At 36.9% G+C, this 21391-nt stretch carries 17 protein-coding genes; 13 read left to right on the forward strand and 4 right to left on the reverse strand.

Features of this window, described 5'->3' with window-relative positions; genetic code table 11:
• Window positions 1-47 precede the first annotated feature (47 nt).
• Window positions 48-566: a DoxX family protein gene (locus tag J2Y03_RS09655; protein WP_310193329.1), complete on the reverse strand. Its 519-nt coding sequence runs from the start codon at window positions 564-566 to the stop codon at window positions 48-50.
• A gap of 208 nt (window positions 567-774) precedes the next feature.
• On the opposite strand from J2Y03_RS09655, the gene J2Y03_RS09660 reads away from it, so the two are divergent.
• From J2Y03_RS09660 to J2Y03_RS09670, 3 genes are all read left to right on the forward strand, one after another.
• Entirely contained in the window at window positions 775-1482 is a 708-nt protein-coding gene (locus J2Y03_RS09660) for an MBL fold metallo-hydrolase (protein WP_310193332.1), read from the forward strand.
• Window positions 1483-1496: 14 nt separating this feature from the next.
• Window positions 1497-2066: a TetR/AcrR family transcriptional regulator gene (locus tag J2Y03_RS09665; RefSeq protein WP_310193335.1), complete on the forward strand. Its 570-nt coding sequence runs from the start codon at window positions 1497-1499 to the stop codon at window positions 2064-2066.
• A 360-nt stretch (window positions 2067-2426) separates the two neighbouring features.
• The gene (locus J2Y03_RS09670; RefSeq protein WP_132096301.1) at window positions 2427-3035 is read left to right on the forward strand and encodes an exonuclease domain-containing protein; all 609 of its coding nucleotides are present in this window, start codon (window positions 2427-2429) and stop codon (window positions 3033-3035) included.
• Window positions 3036-3446: 411 nt separating this feature from the next.
• Here the strand turns inward: J2Y03_RS09670 and J2Y03_RS09675 are convergent, their stop codons facing one another.
• The gene (locus J2Y03_RS09675) at window positions 3447-3959 is read right to left on the reverse strand and encodes a DinB family protein (RefSeq protein ID WP_310193339.1); all 513 of its coding nucleotides are present in this window, start codon (window positions 3957-3959) and stop codon (window positions 3447-3449) included.
• A gap of 407 nt (window positions 3960-4366) precedes the next feature.
• On the opposite strand from J2Y03_RS09675, the gene J2Y03_RS09680 reads away from it, so the two are divergent.
• Both J2Y03_RS09680 and J2Y03_RS09685 read left to right on the forward strand, forming a co-directional pair.
• Window positions 4367-5776, forward strand: coding sequence for an MFS transporter (locus J2Y03_RS09680; protein WP_310193340.1), 1410 nt, complete (start codon window positions 4367-4369; stop codon window positions 5774-5776).
• Between the two features lie 1089 nt (window positions 5777-6865).
• Entirely contained in the window at window positions 6866-8272 is a 1407-nt protein-coding gene (locus tag J2Y03_RS09685; RefSeq protein WP_310193343.1) for an MFS transporter, read from the forward strand.
• Between the two features lie 111 nt (window positions 8273-8383).
• On the opposite strand, the gene J2Y03_RS09690 is transcribed toward J2Y03_RS09685, so the two are convergent.
• Window positions 8384-9550, reverse strand: coding sequence for an ROK family transcriptional regulator (locus J2Y03_RS09690; protein ID WP_132095788.1), 1167 nt, complete (start codon window positions 9548-9550; stop codon window positions 8384-8386).
• 237 nt (window positions 9551-9787) lie between these two features.
• Between J2Y03_RS09690 and uxaC the strand changes: the two genes are divergently transcribed.
• The 7 genes from uxaC to J2Y03_RS09725 all read left to right on the forward strand — a co-directional run bounded on the left by uxaC (window position 9788) and on the right by J2Y03_RS09725 (window position 18166).
• Window positions 9788-11194: a glucuronate isomerase gene (gene uxaC / locus J2Y03_RS09695; protein WP_310193347.1), complete on the forward strand. Its 1407-nt coding sequence runs from the start codon at window positions 9788-9790 to the stop codon at window positions 11192-11194.
• Window positions 11195-11490: 296 nt separating this feature from the next.
• Window positions 11491-12903 carry an NADP-dependent phosphogluconate dehydrogenase gene (gene gndA / locus J2Y03_RS09700; protein ID WP_310193348.1) on the forward strand — a complete coding sequence of 471 codons (1413 nt, stop codon included), beginning with the start codon at window positions 11491-11493 and terminating at the stop codon, window positions 12901-12903.
• Between the two features lie 199 nt (window positions 12904-13102).
• Window positions 13103-14038 (forward strand): AraC family transcriptional regulator, encoded by a 936-nt coding sequence (locus J2Y03_RS09705; RefSeq protein ID WP_310193350.1) that lies wholly within the window; start codon window positions 13103-13105, stop codon window positions 14036-14038.
• Window positions 14039-14926 (forward strand): sugar phosphate isomerase/epimerase family protein, encoded by an 888-nt coding sequence (locus J2Y03_RS09710; protein ID WP_310193353.1) that lies wholly within the window; start codon window positions 14039-14041, stop codon window positions 14924-14926. It abuts the gene before it with no gap.
• A gap of 2 nt (window positions 14927-14928) precedes the next feature.
• Window positions 14929-16089: a Gfo/Idh/MocA family protein gene (locus tag J2Y03_RS09715; RefSeq protein WP_207909497.1), complete on the forward strand. Its 1161-nt coding sequence runs from the start codon at window positions 14929-14931 to the stop codon at window positions 16087-16089.
• A gap of 209 nt (window positions 16090-16298) precedes the next feature.
• Window positions 16299-17309, forward strand: a complete 1011-nt coding sequence (locus J2Y03_RS09720; RefSeq protein ID WP_310193356.1) for a Gfo/Idh/MocA family protein — start codon at window positions 16299-16301, stop codon at window positions 17307-17309.
• Window positions 17306-18166 carry a sugar phosphate isomerase/epimerase family protein gene (locus tag J2Y03_RS09725; protein ID WP_132095803.1) on the forward strand — a complete coding sequence of 287 codons (861 nt, stop codon included), beginning with the start codon at window positions 17306-17308 and terminating at the stop codon, window positions 18164-18166. The genes J2Y03_RS09720 and J2Y03_RS09725 overlap by 4 nt, the downstream gene beginning before the upstream one ends.
• Before the next feature lie 491 nt (window positions 18167-18657).
• Here J2Y03_RS09725 and J2Y03_RS09730 read toward each other — a convergent pair whose 3' ends face one another.
• Window positions 18658-19839 carry an ROK family transcriptional regulator gene (locus tag J2Y03_RS09730; protein WP_310193360.1) on the reverse strand — a complete coding sequence of 394 codons (1182 nt, stop codon included), beginning with the start codon at window positions 19837-19839 and terminating at the stop codon, window positions 18658-18660.
• A gap of 276 nt (window positions 19840-20115) precedes the next feature.
• Here J2Y03_RS09730 and J2Y03_RS09735 point away from each other — a divergent pair, with 276 nt between their 5' ends.
• Complete coding sequence (locus tag J2Y03_RS09735; protein ID WP_310193364.1) at window positions 20116-21384, forward strand: nickel pincer cofactor-dependent isomerase, group 22; 1269 nt, start codon at window positions 20116-20118, stop codon at window positions 21382-21384.
• The last annotated feature ends 7 nt before the right edge of the window (window positions 21385-21391 follow it).

A 21391-nucleotide genomic window follows, 5' to 3' on the forward strand; every position in this document is an offset into this window, starting at 1 on the left:
TCACACTTTGTTAAAAATATTTTGACAAACTTTTGAACAACTTTCATTTAAGCTACTGATTTTGCCTTTTCTTTCAATCCAGTCGTTTTCATTGTTTTACGAATAAATGGTACTACCCAGCGATCAAGACCGACACGCCCAGCATTATAACCTGCAGCTAAGATGATAAAGCCTAAGAAAAGGTCAGTTGGAATATGTGAAACGGTTCCTGCTAAGAAGAAAGAGAAGTTCATGACTAAACCAAAAACAATAGCAGCTGTTGTTAAACATCCTAACATAAGTCCTAAACCTACTAATGTCTCGCCCCAAGGAACAATGAAGTTGAAGATATCCACGTTTGGTATCGCAAAGCTTTCAAGGAAGTTCACATACCAGCCGTAAACCACATTGCCATCTGGCCCTTTAACTGGATTTGCCACGGCATTTCCTAAGAAGCCAGAAGCATCGAATGCACCACTTTGTAATTTCCCTAGTCCTGCAGAGAACCAAGCATACCCTAGATATAAACGTAAGACTGTTAAGATACCAGCCGCGATTTTGTTTTCTCTTAAAAAGTTCATAAACATTTTGAAGCATCTCCTCGTTAAATAAGTTATAAATATTTATTACACAGCTAATATAACAAATTAATCTCGAATTGAGGGTAGTTTGTTCACTAGTTCACATATCTGTAAAAAAGATGTGAACAAACTGCGAACATAGAAAGGAATTGACGAAACTAATATCATTAGTTAAAATAAAACTAATGTTATTAGTTAAAGGGGATGACTCATAATGAGGGTAATTAAAAATGGATTTCTATATCAGGTTACGTTTTTGGCAAATCTTTTTCCGGTAAATTGTTACTTGGTCGAGGAAGAGAAAGAGCTAACCTTAATTGATGCTGCACTGCCATATAGTATGAAGGGGATAGTAAAGGCAGCAGACAATATTGGGAAACCAATTACTAAAATTATATTAACCCATGCACATGAGGACCATGTTGGTGCACTTGACAGGATAAAAGAGGCGCTGCCAGATTTGCCCATTTATATTTCTATTAGGGATAACAGAATAATGAATGGTGACATTTCTTTAGACCAGAATGAACATCAAACACCTATAAAAGGCGGAGTTCCAAAGAATTTGAAAACGAGAGCAAATGTTTTACTGAAAGAAGGAGACCTTGTTGGATCATTAGCCGCCATTGAAACACCTGGACATACTCCGGGATCGATGTCCTTTTTTGATACTCGGACTAAGGCGTTGATTGCCGGGGATGCATTTCAAACAAGAGGTGGGATGGCGGTTGCTGGAGATATCAAACCTTTGTTTCCTTTTCCTGCGCTTGGCACATGGAGTAAAGAAACTGCATTACTAAGTGCAAAGAAATTAGTAGACTTTAAGCCAACACTTCTTGCAGTGGGACACGGAGAAATGGTCGAGAATCCAATTAGGGAAATGGACCAGGCGATTCGAAGCCTAGAAAAGAAAGTAAAATAGAGGAGTTTTTATCAATGTCACCGAGACCTAAAGTTGGACTTGAAATAAATGAAATTCTTGAAGCAGCAGGCGAGATTGCGGATGTGTTTGGGATTCAGGAGGTTACATTAGCAAACCTGGCAAAAAAACTTGGAATCCGACCTCCTTCGTTATATAACCATTTTGATGGACTTGGCGGGTTACGAAAAAAAATGGCTATCTATGGGATTAACTGTCTATATGAAGAATTAGCCCCATCTGCAATCGGAGTGTCTGGAGATGAGGCAGTGCTGGCAATTAGTAATGCCTATGTGAATTTTGCACGGAAACATCCGGGTATTTATGAAGCAACCTTAATGGCACCTGATATGGAGGATGAAGATGTTCAACAGGCTGGTGCCAAAGTGGTTGAACTATCTGTTCGTGTATTGCAGGCATTTGAGTTAAAAGGCGATCGTGCTTTACATGCAGTTAGAGGGCTGAGGAGCATCTTACATGGCTTTTCTGCATTAGAACAAAGTGGCGGTTTTAAGATGGATTTGGATTTAAATGTGAGTTTAGAGATAATCATTAAAGCATTTATTAATGGAATGCGTGCTAGCTAGTTTTTAGCGAGAAAATTGAAATCGCGGATATATTTGGTTTAACGCGGATATATTTGATTTAACGCGGATATATTTGATTTAACGCGGATATATTTGAATTATCGCAGATATAATTAAATTAACGCAGATATCCTCTAATCCAAGCTAAGTAAATCTTCCGGAGTGGGGTTCAAACGTCTTCTTCAAGGGGAATTTGTTTAAGAGAGAGGAAAAAATTTATCAAATCCTCAGAAATCCTTAAAAAGCTGACAGAATAAGAAGAAATTCACATATTTCAAGTGACTTGCCAATTGGCAAGTCTTCTTTATTAATTTTGATGTTATAATGATAGTAATATTTAGACCAAAGGAATGAAAATATATGCGGAAACTTGAGAAGTTTGGTTTGGTTGTGGACGTTGAAACAACCGGTTTAGGACCGACTACAGATGAAGTGATAGAGCTAGCATTGAAACTATTTTCTTATCGAACCGATACAGGGGAGGTTCAAGAAATTATAGAAGAAGATTCTTTTTTGAGAGAACCACTTTCCAGTACTGCTAGAAGGAACTATGACCGAGCCTACCAAATTCATGGGATTCCCTATGAATTAGTAGAAGGGAAGAGTTTCACGGATGGAAAAATTAAAACCTACTTTCATCGAGCTGATTCGGTCTTTGCACATAATGCCTCGTTTGACAGAAGTTTTCTTTATCATATGTATCCAGAAGTAAATGAATTAAAGTGGTATTGTACAATGAGAGGTGTCAAATGGAAAAACTATGGTTTTCCTAATGGTAAACTCTTAACACTTTTACAAGCGCACCAAATCACAAACCACCAAACACATAGAGCACTTGATGATATTACATACCTCATGGACCTGCTCACAAAAACAAGTCCAAATGGAAACCTCTATCTTCAAGAAGTACTCGAAAATGGTCCAATGAGAAAATACCAGCCAACAGCTACACGAACTAAAATGGGATAATATCGGTAGTCAGGTTGTAGAACAAATGGCTCTGCTTTGATGACATTAAGCTCACTATATCTGAAGCGATATGGTCATCATTGCCTTCATGATGACACATTCTCTAGTTTTCCAAAGGGATATGGTCATCATCGACTTTATGAAGACCAATTTCTTTGGTTTTCTTATTAGGATTGGTCTTCATCTACCTTATAAAGAAAAGTCGCCAAATCGGCGGCTTTTTGCGTCTTAAATATACCAATCATTATGGGTAAACGTTTATCATTCAGCTAAAAATTTCAGAAAAGCAACTCAAAACGGAGCCCGTTAGTATTTTGTCTTTTTTGTCCGCCTGAGGTGGAAAGTGTCCACGAGCGGTGAATACCTTTTGGGTGTCACCTTGGTGACAGGCACCGTATAAAAGTCACCGTATTACAAGTATCTGTCCTCCACGATTTTGCAGTGGTGCATTTGGTGACCGGCAATGATGTAGGCGATGGCTCTTGTGGTGATTTCCGTTCCGTTTGCGTTGCCTATGTTGGCCCATGCGCTTTCTGGGAGGTTTTGAACAAGGGTGATGGTTGAGTTTCGTGCTGCCTTGAAATCCTCTAGAATCGTTTTTAATGATAAGTTGTTTGTTTGTGCTGCTTGGACGTAGTCATTTTCGTCAAATCCTGCTAAAGGTGTTTGATCGCCGCGGCCAACACGCAAAAGTCGATAACTCATAATTCTTTCGGTATCAGTAATGTGTCCTAACACTTCCTTAATGCTCCACTTTCCCGGAGCATATCGATGTAAACTGACTTCTTCGGAAATGCCTTCAAAAAGGGTAATTGTCTTTTTAAGATTCTCTTGAAGCAGCTGAACTAAGTTAGCTTCAGGAACCAGATTTACATATGGTACATAATAATCAGGATACTCATTTTTAGTTGGACGTTGAAGCAATTTCTATTCTCCCCTTCCAATAACCTCATTAATGGCGAATTCGTAATGGGGCATAATAGCTACCATACTTATTCATAATTAAATAATACATTGAAAACTGAGTTTTGTTAATGTTTCCTAAATAATTACATATCTTAAAAACGGAAAAAATAAATATAAAACGTTTACAAAAAGTTATTGACGAATAGTTTAGAGGGTGATATTCTAAGTGTACAGTTAATTTGTTAGTTCATTAAACTAATTAATTGGAAGGTACAAGCATTCTCGAGATGACAGCATTTATTTTTAGTATTTTAGTATTTTAGTATTTTAGTAAGGGGTTACACAAAATCGGTTTCAATGCAATTCGCAATTATGTAAGGGCTTTATTTTAATTATTTTAGAATGATTTTATGGGAGGGTTAACAATGGCACAAGCATTACAAAAGAAAGTAGAAACCTCACAATCAGGTGGGAAAGCAGTCCGTCCGTTTGGGATGAAGGATAAATTAGGTTATTTGTTTGGTGATTTTGGAAACGATTTCTTCTTTATTCTAGTTGCATCGTTCCTTATGGTTTATTACACCGATGTATATGGTCTTAATCCAGCTGCTGTCGGGGGACTATTCCTGATTGCACGTTTATGGGATGCAGTTGCTGACATTACATGGGGTCGCTTCATCGATACGAGGAAAGCAGGAAAGAATGGAAAGTTCAGACCTTGGATCTTTAGAATGTCATTTCCACTTGTCATTACTGGTATATTAATGTTTGTTCATATTCCAGGAATGTCTGATGGATTTTACCTTGCTTATGCATATGTAACCTATATTATTTGGGGAACATTATATTCTACTGTTAATATTCCTTATGGCTCTATGGCTTCTGTAATCACAGGTGATCCTGTTGAACGTACGGCATTATCTAGCTGGAGAACATTAGGGGGGAACTTTGCTGGGTTAATCATTAATGTTGTAGGACCAATGATTTTGTTTGTTGACAATAAAGCAGATGCAAATCGATTCCTTTTAGGCGCTATCATTTTCGGTGTTCTTGCAATCGCTTGTTATATGGCATGCTATAAATTATCTGTTGAACGTATTGTAATGGATGAAACAAATAAACCAAAAGCGAGCTTTGGCAAAACTGTAAAAGGTCTTGGTAAAAACAGACCACTCATTGTGTTCCTTACTCTTTCTTTACTGTTCTTGGTTTGCTTTATGTTAATTGGTACTGTAAACGTGTATTTATTTAAAGATTTCTTTGGAAACGCTAAAGCATTAAGTATGGTTGGTCTTCTTCAATCAGTTGCAGTATTTGTTGGTATGCCAATGATAAGACCGTTAGTTTCAAAATTTGGTAAAAAAGAAGTGGCCTCAGCTGGTCTCTTACTTGCAGCAACTGTATATGCGGTTTTATTTTTCTTACCTAACTTAACAGCAACACAATTTATTGCAGTTTTAACAGTTGGTATGTTTGGTTATGGAATTTTCAACCTAGTTATTTGGGCTTTCGTTACAGACATCATTGATTACCATGAGTATTTAACAGGACTTCGTGAAGATGGAACTGTTTACTCTATCTACTCAATGGCTCGTAAAATTGGACAGGCAGTTGCTGGTGGTGTTGGTGGTGCAGCGATTGCAGCGGTTGGTTACCATGCTGGTGCCGACGCTCAATCGGCTGAAACGCTACAAGGAATTCATACACTTGCTACATTAGTACCAGCGGTGATACTTACTGTTATATTCTTAATGATTGTATTCCTGTATCCATTAAACAAAAAACGTACTGAACAACTTGCAATTGATTTAGCTGAAAGAAGAAACTCAAAATAAAAACTAAATTATATTTAAAGAAAAAGGTAGCAAAGACTGTTTGCTGCCTTTTTCTATTCTAAAAAAACCCTTTTTGCATTTTGTAACTGGTTCTGTTACCTGTCACAAAAGTCCAAAATGAATATTAAAATGACCATTAAATTGTATTTGAATTTGATGGTCATTTTTTATTGATATAACGTGAAAAATTATAAAAATAGGCGTGAAACTGTAGTCCAATTTGTATATCAAAATGTAAGATTAAAGAGATTTCTGTTACCTTGCAAATTGGACTGCAAAATGCTGTGTTTTTTATTTACAAAACCACGTTTTTCTTTGTCCTCTGCCCTGTTATTATTGATTGTTGATTTTCGTGTAGGTATGAGAATTCATAGGCGGAGAATTTCCGGCTAATGGATAAAGAGGAAGCAGAAGAAGCAGATATAAGCGGAGAAATTCCGGTTAACTGCTCTAAATAAGCTAAAAATCAAAGATTTGGATCATATAAGCGGAAAAACTCCGCTTATTTTTAAGGGAATAAGGGTATTTCCCAATTTAAACGGAATTTTTCCGGTTATTTTTCAAACACAGTGAAATCAACATTCAGTTGTATAACAAAGCCTTGGCCATAAAATGCATTATACAAATACATTAGGTGGCACTTTGTAATATTTTTTCATAACAAAAAGCCCTGCATTTTGCAGGACAAAATGTATAACAAATATAAGGACATTGTTAAACGCATTTTTATAAAAAGTGACAGGTAACAGAACTCGTTATGCATTTTGCTAGGGTTTAATCGTTATTAGGGCGAAAACTGGAAGTCGCCGACACCTACTATGGTTCTCGAACAAACTAACATTTCTAAAAACAGGGAACATTAACACTACAAGCGCATACAAAATTATTGACGAATAATAAAATGGGTGATATTCTAATTGTGCAATTAATTTGTTAGTTCAATAAACAAACTAATTGAAGCGGAAACATTCTCGAGAAGTCATGCTATTGTTGTGAGTATTTTAGTAAGGGGTTACACAAAATAGTTTCAAAGCAATTTATTACAATCTAAAAATGATTTTTTAGAGTATTTATTGGGAGGGCAAAGATATGGCTCAAGCATTGCAAAAGAAAGTAGAAACCCCACAAACAGGTGGGAAAACAGTACGTCCATTTGGTATAAAAGATAAATTAGGTTACTTGTTTGGTGATTTTGGAAACGATTTCTTCTTTACGCTAGCTGCCGCTTTCTTGATGGTATTCTATACGGATATTTTTCATATTAATCCAGCTCATGTTGGAATTTTATTTGCAGTCGCACGTCTTTGGGATGCTTTTGCTGATGTAACATGGGGTCGTTTCATCGATACGAGAAAGGCAACTGCTCAAGGGAAATTTAGACCATGGATTTTAAGAATGTCAGTACCACTTGTAATCATGGGTATCTTGATGTTCGTAAAAATACCTGGTATGTCACATGGCTTTTACCTTGCTTATGCATATGTAACATATATTCTGTGGGGTACATTATATTCTACTGTTAATATTCCTTATGGCTCCATGGCTTCAGTGATTACAGCTGATCCTGTGGAACGTACTTCACTATCAAGCTGGAGAACTTTAGGCGGTCAAATGGCAGGTTTAATTATTAACGTAGTTGGACCCATTATTTTATTCGTTAATAATAAACCGGATGCAAATCGCTTTATTATCGCAGCATTAATTTTCGGTGGACTTGCAATTGCTTGTTACATGGCTTGTTATAAATTATCTGTTGAACGTGTCGTCATAGATGAAACGAATAAAGAAAAAGTGAATTTTGGCCAAACAATGAAGGGGCTTACTAAAAACAAACCATTAATGGTGTTCCTTGTAGCTGCTTTGGCATTCATGATTGTCTTTATGTTAATTGGTACGGTAAACGTATATTTATTTAAGGATTATTTCGCTAATGCTAAAGCATTAAGTATGGTTGGTCTTCTTCAAGCAGTTGCAGTATTTGTCGCAATGCCATTTATTCAACCATTGGTTAAGAGATTTGGTAAAAAAGAAGTGGCTTCTGGAGGATTATTAATCGCAACTCTTGTATACGGAGTTCTATATTTCCTTCCAAATTTAACAGCAACACAATTTATCGGAATATTAACAGTTGCTATGTTTGGTTATGGTATTTTTAACCTTGTGGTTTGGGCGTTTGTTACTGATGTAATCGATTATCACGAGTATTTAACAGGTCTCAGGGAAGATGGTACCGTTTATTCGATTTACTCAATGGCACGTAAAATCGGTCAAGCGGTTGCTGGCGGTGTTGGTGGTGCAGCGATTGCTGCTGTAGGTTACACTGCAGGTGCCGAAGCACAAGCAGCTGAAACGCTACAAGGAATTCATACACTTGCTACTTTAGTACCGGCAGTTACACTTGGTGTTGTGTTCCTACTTATTGTTTTCTTGTATCCATTAAACAAAAAGCGTACTGCACAACTTTCAAGGGATTTAGCTGATAGAAGAAAAGCTTAATAGTTAAAATGTGGAAGGGTTGTTAGGCTGCGGCTTAACACCCTTTTCTTATGCAAAAATCCCCTTTCAAAAAATGAATGAAAGGGGATTTCAAGAAAGCGATTTCAATTTTTATCGATTTTCAAATGGTAAATTTAACATCGGAATATTTAAGAAATGTTTAATGGCAAGAGCGCAGGCACCTAGTTCACATGATTTTTTTCCAATAGTAGAGATCAATAATTCTCGGTAATGACTGATAGACGAATTAAGATTACCTTTAATTTTTTCAAGTGCATCTGGATACATACGCAAGAGTTCACTATCTAGTACAAGCACATCCGGGTTGTACATATTAATCATATTGTTTAAACCTATTGATAAGTAAAAGATAAATTGCTCCATTAAGGTTTGAACTTCTTTATCACCTTCATCAAGCCATTTTTGAATATGTTGATAGGTTAGATGCTTCATTTGTCTAGTTTCGGATAAATATTCGAAAATACTCGATTCAGAGGAGTACTTCTCCCAGCAGCCTTTGTTTCCACAATTGCATGGCTTACCTTCCGGAACGACAATCATATGCCCTATCTCACCGGAAAAGCCATCGTGACCGCGGAAGAAGTCATTATTCATCATCATTCCGAGACCGATTCCTGAATAGAGAGTGGCAGACAATAAATTATTCGTTTCGTGGTGAACAAATACCCGCTCAGCAAAAGCACTCAGATTAGCATTGTTTTCGAGATAGATGTTAATGCCAATTTGTCTTTCAAGATCTGTTTTGAGGTTAATCTTATTCCATTTTAAGCGTGGAATATAGTGAATAACTTCATCCTTTCCTACAAGACCATGAATGGCCAGGACAATGCCGATCATCCCATAACGACAATCAGCGAATTCTGCTTTATATTTTTCAATTTGATTAATTAAGACCTTAATAATTTCTGAGTATTCATTCGTATCTATTTCAATTCTTTTGGAGCGTACTGGACTGCCCTTTAGGTCAGTAACAGTAAAAGAAATATGATCGTAATCAAGGTCTATTCCAAGAGCGTATCCAGCCTCACTATTTAAGGAAAGCATGATTGGCTTCCTGCCAACTGTATAGTGCTCAAGTTGTGTCTCTATAATAAGTCCTTCCTCTATTAAGTCAGCTACCTGTGCTGATATGGTTGCACGGGTTAGGGCTGTAGCTTTCGATATGTCTGCTCTAGATATTAAACCTTCTTTAACAATTTCTTTAAGAATAATTGATCTGTTTATTTTTTTTATATATGCCGCATCACCGGTAATCATTTATTTCCCCCATTTCCAAGTAACCGCTTTCCTATACTAATATTATAACAGTTAATTTCATTAAGGTCTTGTCACTTTTTAATAAAATAATAAACTGTCAATTGACTAAACAAAATAAACATGCTAAGTTAGAAATGTATTTAATTTGTTTACTAAACAAATTAAGAAATAATATATTTTATATAATTTGTAAGGGGTTACAGTGAAATACTATTTATTAAAGAAGGAGGATGTAAAATGAAAAACTTTTTAGACAAAGACTTCTTGCTAGACACAGAAACTGCCATTAGGTTATATGAAAATGCAGCAGAGGGATTACCGATTTTTGATTTCCACTGCCACCTTGACCCTCAAGAGGTATGGGAAAATAAGTCTTACGAAAATATAACTCAATTATGGCTTGGCGGCGACCATTATAAATGGCGTACTTTGCGTATGAATGGTATTGGTGAGAGATACATTACCGGTGATGCAAGTGATTGGGAAAAGTTCTCTGCATGGGCTGAAACAGTACCAAATTTAATTGGAAATCCACTTTATCATTGGACCCACATGGAATTAAAAATGTTTTTTGGGATTGAAAAAAGATTAAGCCCAGCAACAGCTCGAGAAATCTATGATGAATGTAATGAAAAGCTAAAAACGAGTGAATTCACTGCTAGATCGTTTATTAATCGAGCAAATGTGAAGTTTATTGGAACAACTGATGATCCTATTTCAACTTTGGAATACCATAAATTATTGAAAAATGATGAATCCTTCACTCCTATCATTGCACCAACCTTCCGTCCAGATGGAGCTCTTTTTATTGAGCGACCAACATTTGCAAGCTGGGTTGGAAAATTAGAGCAGGTTTCAGGAATTAAGACTAATTCATTAGAGGGATTCTTAGCAGCACTTCAACAACGTGTTGATTACTTCCATGAAAATGGTGGCCGTGCATCCGATCATGATATTCAAAAATTAGAAGTATATGTAGAAACAACACAAGAAGAAGCTGAAAGAATCTTCAATAAAGGGTTGAGCGGCGACCAGCTTTCCGACGAAGAAATCAATGCATATCGTTGTTTCTTATTAACTAAGCTTGGAAAAATGTATGCCGGCAAACAATGGGTCATGCAGCTTCATATGGGTGCAATAAGAAATAATAATACAAAAATGAAAGAGCTTATTGGTCCAGATACTGGCTTTGACTCTGTTGGAGAATCTAATTTTGCGGAAGGTATATCTCGATTACTTGACGCGTTGGAACAGCAGAATGCGTTACCAAGAACCGTGTTGTTTAACCTAAATTCTAAAGATAACCCTGTATTAGCTGGAATGATGGGTAACTTCTATGAAGAAGGCGTTCCTGGTAAGATTCAATTTGGTTCCGGCTGGTGGTTTAATGACCATATCGATGGAATGGAAAGACAAATGAAGGATCTTGCTAACGTAGGTCTTTTGAGCCACTTTATTGGAATGTTAACAGATTCTCGCAGTTTCCTATCTTACGCTCGTCATGAATACTTCCGCCGTATCCTATGCAACATTTTAGGTGAATGGGTAGAAAGAGGACTAGCGCCGGATGATATGGAGTTCGTTGAACAAATGGTTAGAAATATTGGCTACAATAACGCAGAAAAGTTTTTCTTGGAGCGTTAATAAAGTAAAGAATAGGGGGGCCATTTATTATGGTCCAACCCTAGATTACATAGGTTTTAAATCTATTTATTTGAGTATGCTAAAGTTGGACAATAACTTAATAATTAATCAATGATTGCATAAGGAGTCCTTAAGTGTTAAATCCTATCAATACTGAAACATGTGGCATTATTGATTTAAACAGTATTTGGAAATTCTGATATAATAGTCGAATTAATTGATGTTCTTACATTTAATCGGTATTATGGATGGCAGAGCTTTACTGATATATTGAAAAAAAGAAAGAGGGATACTAAATGTCTAAACAACAAATTGGAGTAGTTGGTTTGGCTGTAATGGGTAAAAACCTTGCATTAAATATTGAAAGCAGAGGTTATTCTGTTGCTGTTTTTAACCGTTCTTATGAAAAAACAGAAGAATTTTTAAAGAACGAGGCTGAAGGAAAAAACTTTGTTGGTGCTAAAACTGTTGAAGAATTCGTAAATTCATTAGAAAAGCCCCGCAAAATTTTATTAATGGTTAAAGCTGGTGGTGCAACAGATGCAACTATCGACTCTTTAAAACCATACCTTGAAGAAGGCGATATCCTAATCGACGGAGGGAATACATTCTTCCAAGATACCATTAGACGTAATAAGGAACTAGAAACTGCAGGATTCCATTTCATTGGAACTGGCGTTTCAGGTGGAGAGGAAGGCGCATTAAAAGGTCCTTCTATCATGCCAGGCGGTAAAGAAGAAGCATATAATCTTGTTAAACCAATCTTAGAAGCCATTTCTGCAAAAGTAGAAGGCGACGCTTGCTGTACGTATATTGGTCCAAATGGTGCTGGTCACTATGTGAAAATGGTCCATAACGGAATTGAATATGGCGATATGCAATTAATTTGTGAGGCTTATTTTATTCTAAAGAACGTTCTTGGATTAGATGCGAAAGAGCTTCATGAGGTTTTTGCTGAATGGAATAAAGGTGAACTAGACAGCTATTTAATTGAAATTACTGCAGATATCTTCACGAAAGTGGATGAAGAAACAGGTAAACCAATGGTTGACCTAATCCTCGATACTGCTGGCCAAAAGGGAACAGGAAAATGGACAAGCCAAAATGCATTAGACTTAGGTGTTCCACTTCCAATTATCACAGAATCAGTATTTGCCCGCTTTATTTCTGCTTTGAAGGATGAGCGCGTTAAGGCTAGCAAGGTTCTTAATGGGCCTGAAGTTAAGGCTTTTGATGGCAACAAAGAAGAACTAATTGAAGCTGTTCGTAAAGCTTTATATATGAGCAAACTTGTTTCTTATGCACAAGGTTTTGCCCAAATGCGTGCAGCGTCAGAGGAATACGATTGGAATCTTCGTTACGGCGATATTGCGATGATTTTCCGCGGCGGCTGTATCATTCGTGCTCAATTCTTACAAAAAATTAAAGACGCATATGATCGCGATCCTGAATTAAGAAACTTATTATTAGATCCATACTTCAAAGAAATTGTTGAAAACTATCAGCAGCCATTACGTCAAGTCCTTGCTGTGGCAATCGAGCGTGGAATTCCAGTTCCTTCATTTGCAAGCGCAATTGCATACTATGACAGCTACCGTACAGAAACGCTTCCAGCAAATCTATTACAAGCTCAACGTGATTATTTTGGTGCGCATACGTATCAACGTACTGATAAAGAAGGTATTTTCCATACAAACTGGATGGAATAAGATTCCTTGTTTTCCTATTAAAAGACAAAACTGCCATAAAAGTGGTCGGTTTTGTCTTTTTTTTTGCTGAAACAATAAACTAAAAAGCAATATCAGTCAAAAATAATAAAAATGAAAGCAGTTTCAGAGAATGCTTTATTTTTATTGAAGGGGTAAAATATAAGTAAGCTTAATAACGCTTAAGAAAGGCGTGAAGGCTTTGGAAGAACTAGTTAATTTGCCTTATAAAAGAAAAGTATTGGATGAATGGATGACAGCGTTTTATCGCGTGCAGGGAGTGGATTTCTATAATTTTCAATTTCACTCTCACCATGAATTTGAGATCTATTTCTTTTGCGGCGAAGATTGTAAGTATTTAATTAACAATCGAATTTATGAATTAGTGCCTGGTGATATTATCCTTTTGGATGGCATGACCTTGCACAAGGCAAACCCTGGGGGCGAGAGTGCTTATACGAGAAGTATGGTTCATTTTTCACCAACTTGGATATCCGGATTGATATCCACTCTAGGTATACCGAATTTACTAGATCCTTTTAAAAAACTTAATAATCCACTTTTGCGTACGCGATACGATGAAAATGGTCAATATGTGGATGGACAGATTAAAAAAATTTCTGGACTTTTATCTGAAATTGATGAAGAGCTTCAACGTACAGGTAAAAAGAATGAATTATTAGAGGCTGAAGTTAAACTTGAGATGATTCAACTGCTGCTATGTATTTATAAAATGAGCCAGCAGGACTTGGCACATGTCACAAGTAAAAAGACAGAAAAGGAGATACATGCGGAAGATATTGCTTCGTGGATAAGAGACCACTTTAATGAGAAGATTAGTTTAGACCTTATTTCATCTGAACTTAATTTAAGTAAGTATTATGTCTCGCATGTCTTCAAGGAAGTTACAGGTTTTACTGTAATGGAATATGTAATGGGTTGCAGATTGAACCAAGTTAAGTATTTATTAGAAATGGAACCAGACCTTAGCATAGCTGAAGTATCATCCTCTTCGGGTTTTGAGAGTCTCGCCCATTTCAGCCGATACTTTAAAGAAAAAGTTGGGGTAACCCCTTCCAAGTATCGGAAAAACAAACTTACAACCGGCAACCCATTAATAAAGGAGGAATTCGTTTAAATGAATCAAGATTTAATGATTTCAGGATTTTCAGATGAAATTTCATCAGATTTTGATACACAGCTTGAAGTCGTATCAAATCTGGGAATGAAATATATATCACTTCGTGGTATTGATGGGAAAAATATTGGGGATTTTACCGTCGATGAAATCAAAGAAACAGTACAGCCAAGACTGCAAAAAGCTGGAATTGGTGTTTCTTCCATCGGCTCACCTATTGGTAAAGTATTTATCAATGATGAAGAAGGCTTTGCTAAACAAAAGCTTATGTTGGACACGCTTTGCCAAATTAGCAACTTGCTCGATTGTAAATATATGCGAATCTTCAGCTTCTATATTCCTAAGGGAGAAAATGCAGATCAATATCGTAGTCAAGTTGTTAGCAAGCTTAAAGAATTTGCAGCCATTGCAGAAAAATACAATGTTATTTTGCTGCATGAAAATGAAAAGGATATCTTTGGTGATATCGCAAGACGCTGTCATGAAATTTTAACAGAAGTGGATTCTCCTTACTTTAAAGGGATTTTTGACTTCGCTAATTTCGTCCAGTGTGGTGAGGATTCACAAGAGTGTTACGATCTCTTAAAGGATGAGATTGTTTATATACACATAAAGGATGCTGTAACATCAGATAGTCAAAATGTTGTCTGTGGAACTGGCGAAGGTAAAATACCGGAGCTATTAAGTCAATTTATTAAGAGCGGCTATAAGGGCTTTTTAACTCTTGAGCCCCATCTCGTTCTATTTGATTCTTTAAAGGATTTAGAGCTTGAGGATGCGACCGAGATTATTAAGGACAACAAAGGGCTGGATGGTGCAGGCGGCTACAAGCTTCAATATGAAGCATTATTAGAAATTCTAAACAAAATTGAAAGCGAGGAAGTTTAATTATGGCTGATGTAAGATTAGGGATTATTGGATTAGGTGCTGAAGGTGGTATGTACGCTAATTTGATTGCTGAAGGCAAAGTTAAAAATATGGTGATTGGTGCGATTTGTGATAATGATCCTGCTAAAAAACAAGTAGCAGAAGAGAAGTATCCTGGTGTGCCTTTCTACGATAATTATATCGCTATGATGGAAAGCGGTGACGTAGATGCGGTCGTTACAACTGTTCCGCATTACCTCCATCCAGAAATGGGAATTGAAGCATTAAAACGAAACCTTCATGCATTAGTGGAAAAACCAGCTGGTGTTTATACAAAACAAGTAAAAGAGTTAAACGATTTTGCAGCAACAAAGCCTGAACTTAAGTTTGCAATTTTCTTTAACCAGCGTACAAATCCACTTTATAAAAAACTAAAAGAACTTATTGATAATGGTGAGATTGGCAGTATTCGCAGTACCAACTGGATTATTACTACCTGGTGGAGACCTCAAGGGTACTACAATCAAAGTGAATGGAGAGCAACTTGGGGCGGAGAAGGCGGCGGTGTCCTTGTAAACCAAGCGCCACACCAAATTGACTTGCTTCAATGGATTTGCGGCATGCCGAAAAAGGTTTATGCAAAATTAAACTTTGGCTATCAAAGAGATATTGCGGTTGAAGATGATGTAACAGCAGTATTTGATTATGGAAATGGTGCTACTGGTGTATTTGTAACGAAGACACACGATGTAGTAGGGACAGACCGTTTAGAAATCCATGGCGATAAAGGAAAAATCGTTGTTGATGATAGTAAGAAAATCACCATCAAGCGCCTGAAACAATCTGAGAATGAAATGAGCAATTCCATGGATATGTCAGATGTTATGAAGCTGTTTATGGGCGGCGGTGCTGGAGATATATTCACTGAAGAAGTAATTGAATTCGAAAGCGTTTGGGGCAAACAGCACGCTGATGTATTAGAGGACTTTGCTTCTGCGGTTGTAGAAGGTACACCATTATTAGCACCTGGCAGCGACGGCATTAATGGTGTTAGACTTGCAAATGCGATGCACCTGTCAGCCTGGTTAGGCAAGGAAGTAGAAATACCATTTGATGAAGATTTATTCCTAGAAGAATTAAATAAACGGATTGCCGAAGAAGGTAAATATCCGGTTAGAAAGTAATCAAAACAAATGAAACGAACTCATCGCTAATGCAGCTTTGAGTTCGTTTCAAAAGTCTGCTTTCCTTAATATCGTTGTTAAAAACTTAAAGCCGATTTTAACGTGGAAATATCTTTTTTGCACTTTAGAATTTAGTTTACTGGCCTTTTTCTTATTAAATAAAAGTAACAAAGTTTAAGAGAAAGAGCCTTTAAAAAGGGGAGAAGCAAATGCTTAAAGTTGCAGTTATAGGGCTGGGGACGATTTCAACTATTCATATACCAGCGATAAAAGCTAACCCAAATGCTGAATTGGTGGCTGTCTGTGATAATAACGAAACATTATCAAAATCAGTACCAGAAGCAACCTTTTACAGTAACTATCAAGAAATGCTTGAAAAAGAAGACTTAGATTGTGTTCATATCTGTCTGCCCCATTATCTGCACTACCCTGTTACAAAGGCTTGTGTGGAAAAAGGTGTTCATGTTTTTCAAGAAAAACCATTGGGTCTGAACACGGAAGAAGGTCTTGCTCTGGTGAAACTAGAGGAAGAATACAATGATATAAAAATCGGTGTCTGCCTGCAAAATCGCAACAATGAATCAGTTGAAAAATTACAAGAGATTATCAGTTCTGGTGAATATGGTCCTATTAAAGGGGTTAAGGGTCTAGTAGCATGGTTTAGATCAAAAGACTACTATGACAGCCAGCCATGGCGCGGGCAATGGAAATATGCCGGCGGTGGAGTGATGATCAATCAAGCGCTGCATACCTTAGACCTAATGCAGCTGGTTGGCGGTGAAATTGAATCAATCAGAGGTTCAGTTGATCAACTATTGGATTATAACATCGAAGTGGAAGATACTGCTTCCGCCCGTATACAGTTTAAAAATGGTGCTAAGGGATTATTCTTCGCTACGAATGCAAACGCTGATAATTCTAGTGTTGAACTTGAGGTTCTTTTTGAAAAAGAAAGGCTTATCATCAAAGATAGCATCCTGACAAGAGTGAATGAAGCAGGGGAAAAGGAAGATTTGATGGAGGATGCCAAGCTGCCAGGTTCCAAACATTATTATGGAGCTAGTCATGCAAAAACCATTAATCAATTCTATTCCGCCATTACAGAAAACACAGAAGACTATATTCATGCAAAAGATGCACTTGCATCCATTGCGATTATTGATGCAATTCATCTGTCATCAGAGAAAAAACAATCAATACAAATGGAGGTATTTCAATGAAAAAGGGAAAAATCGGCGTTCAGATGATGATGCTTAAAGGTAAAGTCGAAGAACTTGGTGCCTACGAAACAATGAGAAAAGTTAGTGAGCTTGGGTATCATGCTGTAGAGGTTTCTCAAATCCCAATGACTCCGGAGAACGTAGCGGAGATAAAAAGGGCGAGTGCAGATTTTGATATTAAGATTGCGGCTCTTTCTGCTGCTGTAGAGCCAATGCTTCCTGGAATGCCTGGTGAGACATTGACAAGTGACTTTGAAAAAATCGTGAATGATTGCAAAACACTTGATTGTAATTATTTGCGAATTGGCATGATGCCGTTAATGGCTATGGGGAATAAAGATAAAATTATGGAATTTATTGCCAAAGCTGAAGAGATGGCTCATAGATTAGCAGATCATGGAATTGAATTGTATTACCATACACACCACTTAGAATTCCAAAAGTTCGACGGTGAATATTTATTAGATATTATTAAAAATAATACCACTAAGCTTGGATTTGAATTAGATGTTCACTGGATTCAAAGAGCAGGTGTAAATCCTGTGGAATTTGTTAAAGGATATGCCGGCCGTATTTCACTCTTACATTTGAAGGATTATCGAATTGGTCAAATGGATTTAAGCGATGTTGACTTTAAAGACATGGCTAAATTCTTTAACATATTCACGAATACGATTGAATTTGCTGAACTCGGTGAAGGAAACCTTGATTTAAAAGCAATCCTGGAAGCTGGACTTGAGAGTGGAGCACAGTATTTCTTGGTAGAACAAGACGATACCTATGGACGCGATCCATTCGAATGCCTAGAGGTTTCTGCTAATCACTTGAGAAAACTAGGCTATGCAGACTGGTTTTAAGTTTGCTAGACATATGTAGTAGAAAGCAGCAGCGGGAACCCGCTGCTGTTTTTGTTTGGAGATTAAACTCTATGATTTAAGAATAATTGGATTTTTGAATAAATGGGTCAAGGTAAGAGTGGTAGTTTTGAGGATTTACAAAAAAACCAATTCACATTTTATTTTTGTGAATTGGTTACGATTGGTTCATGTGTATCAAATGGCAAGTATTTGTCATTCTTCTCAAGCTTCTCAATTAATGTTACCAAGAACTTTTTCATGTGGTTAGCCCCCTATTGATTTGATACCTTAATTATGGGGGATTAGGGGATTTTTAACAATGTTGCTGAAAACGGAAACAATTGCAATGAAAACGACAACAATGGTGATGAAAGCGTCACTCATCTGCTGTTATCTCACTAATTCACATTTTTTCTCATATTTTCGCTCATTTTCAAAATTTGTATATATATAGAAAGAAATAGCCTTGATTACGGACTATTTCTAGCAACTTATACGGTATGCAAATTTGATTCTTCAATATTCAAACTTAACTCCGAAATGTCTAAAAATTTCTTAATAGCCAAGGCACAAGCGCCCCGACTACATGCCATCTTACCAAAATCAGATATCAGCAGCTCCCGATAATGACCAACAGTAGAGGTCAGATGGGCATTTATTTCTATTATAGCGTCCGGATACATTTGCAGCAGTTCACTATTAATCACTAGAATTTCTGGGTTATAGAGGTTAATAATATTATTAAGCCCTATCGATAAGAACTTAATATATTCTGCCATTAGCTTACAGGTGATGGGGTCTTTCGTTTTGAGCCAATGGTGAATCTCCTCATTGGTGAGATCTTTCTTATTCTGTCTCTCAGACAATTGTTTGATAAAACTTGACTCAGAGGCATATTGTTCCCAACAGCCTAAATTTCCGCATCTACAAGGATGTCCATCAGGAACGACAATCATATGACCAATCTCACCTGCAAAGCCATCGAATCCTTTAAGTAATTTACCATTTACCATGATTCCTAGACCGATTCCTGAATATAGACTAACCGATAATAAGTTCTTGCTTTGATAATGTTTATAGACAATTTCGGCAAATGAGCACAGGTTCGCATTATTTTCTAAGTAAATATTGACACCGGTTTCAGTTATTAGGTCGGATTTTAGATCTTTGTTACGCCATTGATGATGTGGGACAAAATAGATTATTTCATCATTATTTACAATTCCATGAATTCCAATGACTACACCAAATAGTCCATAACGTTCTTGAGAGCATTTCTGTTTATAGCTTGTTATCTCTTTGATTAGCATCTCTCGAATTACATCATAATCAGTGGTGTCCATTTTCAATGATTTAGTCTCGAGCGGAGTTCCGGTTAAATTGCATAATGTGAAAGAGACATTGTTTTTATCAAGGTCTATGCCTAAAGAAAATCCAGCTTGATGGTTAATCGAAAGCATGATGGGTCGTCTGCCTAGACTCTTATGCTCTTGTTGGGTTTCTATAATTAATTCTTCTTCTAATAAGTCAGCTACTTGGACTGAAATCGTTGCTTTATTGAGGCCGGTTATTTTTGCTAAGTCTGCTCTTGAGATCATCCCATGTTCAATGATTTTAGAAATGATGTGTGATCGATTAATCTTTTTTATAAATGACGCGTCTCCAGTGACCATATAAAGCACTTCCTTGTAAAAAGTCTATTAAAAAAATTTAAATATATTGTTTTTTTTATGGTTGCTTTTATTTGACGAAAAAGTACCATAATGATATTATACAGGTAATTAGTTTGTTTGGTAAACAAATTAAAATATTTTTCCAACAATTTAGTACATAGGGGATTTTGAAAGGGATTACAAGGGAACAATAATCGTGGATTTAGTGTTATTCTATACATGGAATTTAATTCCCTGTGGAACACTTAGTAGTATAAAAAAAAGTGAGGTAATGTAATGGGAATTCTTCAGGACTTATTAAAAGATATTCCAGTGCCAAAGATGGCAAAAGTGAAAGTGAAGTTTGATGATAAGAAAATCGCTGAATTAGAACCAGTATTAACAGAAAGATTACAGCAAGAACACATACGGTCCAAAATCAAACCTGGAATGGAAATTGCTGTTGCAGTTGGAAGTCGTGGTCTTGATCGCCTTGTAGAATTAACTGCAGTAACGGTTAAATTCTTAAAAGATTTAGGCGCGAAACCGTTCATTGTGCCAAGTATGGGGAGTCATGGCGGTGCGACGGCTGAAGGGCAGCGGGAAGTACTCGCCCATCTTGGCGTTACAGAAGAAAGTGCCGGCTGCGAGATTCGTTCTTCGATGGAAGTAGTGAAAATCGGGGAGTTACCGAATGGTTTGCCTGTATATATTGATAAATTTGCTTCAGAGGCAGATGGAATTGTTGTGATCAATCGTGTGAAGCCGCATACTGCATTCCGTGGACCAGTCGAAAGCGGCATTATGAAAATGATTAGTATTGGTTTAGGTAAGCAAAAAGGCGCTGAGGCTTGTCACCAATTAGGTTTTAAGTATATGGCAGAAAACGTACCTGCTATGGCGAAAATGATGATGGAGAAAAAGCCATTTTTATTCGGGGTGGCAACGCTTGAAAACGCATTTGATAAAATAGCTGTCGTTGATGTACTTTCTCCAGAAGAAATTATTGAAAAAGAAGCTGCCTTGCAGGCAAAAGCAAAAGAATTATTACCAAAACTCTTTTTCGAACAACTAGAAGTCCTTGTTATTGATCAAATTGGTAAGAATATCTCTGGTGATGGTATGGACCCAAATATTACGGGACGATATCCTACTCCATATGCACATGGCGGGCCAGATGTTAACAAAATGGTTGTACTTGGCTTAACTCCACAAACAGAGGGAAATGCCAATGGGGTTGGAACAGCGGATTTTACAACGCAGCGTTTAGTAGACAGAATGGATCTGGAAGTAACATACGCAAATGGCTTAACTTCAACAGTTGTAGCACCGACTAAAATTGCCACTACTTTACCAAATGATCATGAAGCCATCCAGGCAGCCGTAAAAACAAGTAATATTTTAGATTTTTCAAAAGTGAAGATGGTTCGTATTAAAAATACATTAGAGCTGAGTGAGATTGAAGTATCAGAAGCTTTAGTCGACTATGTGAAGCAACATCCAAATATGGAAGTAATTTCAGACCTTTATGATTTACCTTTTGATGATAAAGGAAATTTATTTTAAAAACTAG

The sequence above is a fragment of the Neobacillus niacini genome (assembly GCF_031457145.1).
Classification (GTDB): domain Bacteria; phylum Bacillota; class Bacilli; order Bacillales; family Cytobacillaceae; genus Neobacillus; species Neobacillus niacini_J.

Excerpts from the sequence above, each read along its gene's own strand:
- J2Y03_RS09655 (WP_310193329.1), bottom strand. The coding sequence starts at position 566 with ATGTTTATGAACTTTTTAAGAGAAAACAAAATCGCGGCTGGTATCTTA.
- J2Y03_RS09660 (WP_310193332.1), top strand. The coding sequence starts at position 775 with ATGAGGGTAATTAAAAATGGATTTCTATATCAGGTTACGTTTTTGGCA.
- J2Y03_RS09665 (WP_310193335.1), top strand. The coding sequence starts at position 1,497 with ATGTCACCGAGACCTAAAGTTGGACTTGAAATAAATGAAATTCTTGAA.
- J2Y03_RS09670 (WP_132096301.1), top strand. The coding sequence starts at position 2,427 with ATGCGGAAACTTGAGAAGTTTGGTTTGGTTGTGGACGTTGAAACAACC.
- J2Y03_RS09680 (WP_310193340.1), top strand. The coding sequence starts at position 4,367 with ATGGCACAAGCATTACAAAAGAAAGTAGAAACCTCACAATCAGGTGGG.
- J2Y03_RS09685 (WP_310193343.1), top strand. The coding sequence starts at position 6,866 with ATGGCTCAAGCATTGCAAAAGAAAGTAGAAACCCCACAAACAGGTGGG.
- J2Y03_RS09690 (WP_132095788.1), bottom strand. The coding sequence starts at position 9,550 with ATGATTACCGGTGATGCGGCATATATAAAAAAAATAAACAGATCAATT.
- uxaC (WP_310193347.1), top strand. The coding sequence starts at position 9,788 with ATGAAAAACTTTTTAGACAAAGACTTCTTGCTAGACACAGAAACTGCC.
- gndA (WP_310193348.1), top strand. The coding sequence starts at position 11,491 with ATGTCTAAACAACAAATTGGAGTAGTTGGTTTGGCTGTAATGGGTAAA.
- J2Y03_RS09710 (WP_310193353.1), top strand. The coding sequence starts at position 14,039 with ATGAATCAAGATTTAATGATTTCAGGATTTTCAGATGAAATTTCATCA.
- J2Y03_RS09715 (WP_207909497.1), top strand. The coding sequence starts at position 14,929 with ATGGCTGATGTAAGATTAGGGATTATTGGATTAGGTGCTGAAGGTGGT.
- J2Y03_RS09720 (WP_310193356.1), top strand. The coding sequence starts at position 16,299 with ATGCTTAAAGTTGCAGTTATAGGGCTGGGGACGATTTCAACTATTCAT.
- J2Y03_RS09725 (WP_132095803.1), top strand. The coding sequence starts at position 17,306 with ATGAAAAAGGGAAAAATCGGCGTTCAGATGATGATGCTTAAAGGTAAA.
- J2Y03_RS09730 (WP_310193360.1), bottom strand. The coding sequence starts at position 19,839 with ATGGTCACTGGAGACGCGTCATTTATAAAAAAGATTAATCGATCACAC.
- J2Y03_RS09735 (WP_310193364.1), top strand. The coding sequence starts at position 20,116 with ATGGGAATTCTTCAGGACTTATTAAAAGATATTCCAGTGCCAAAGATG.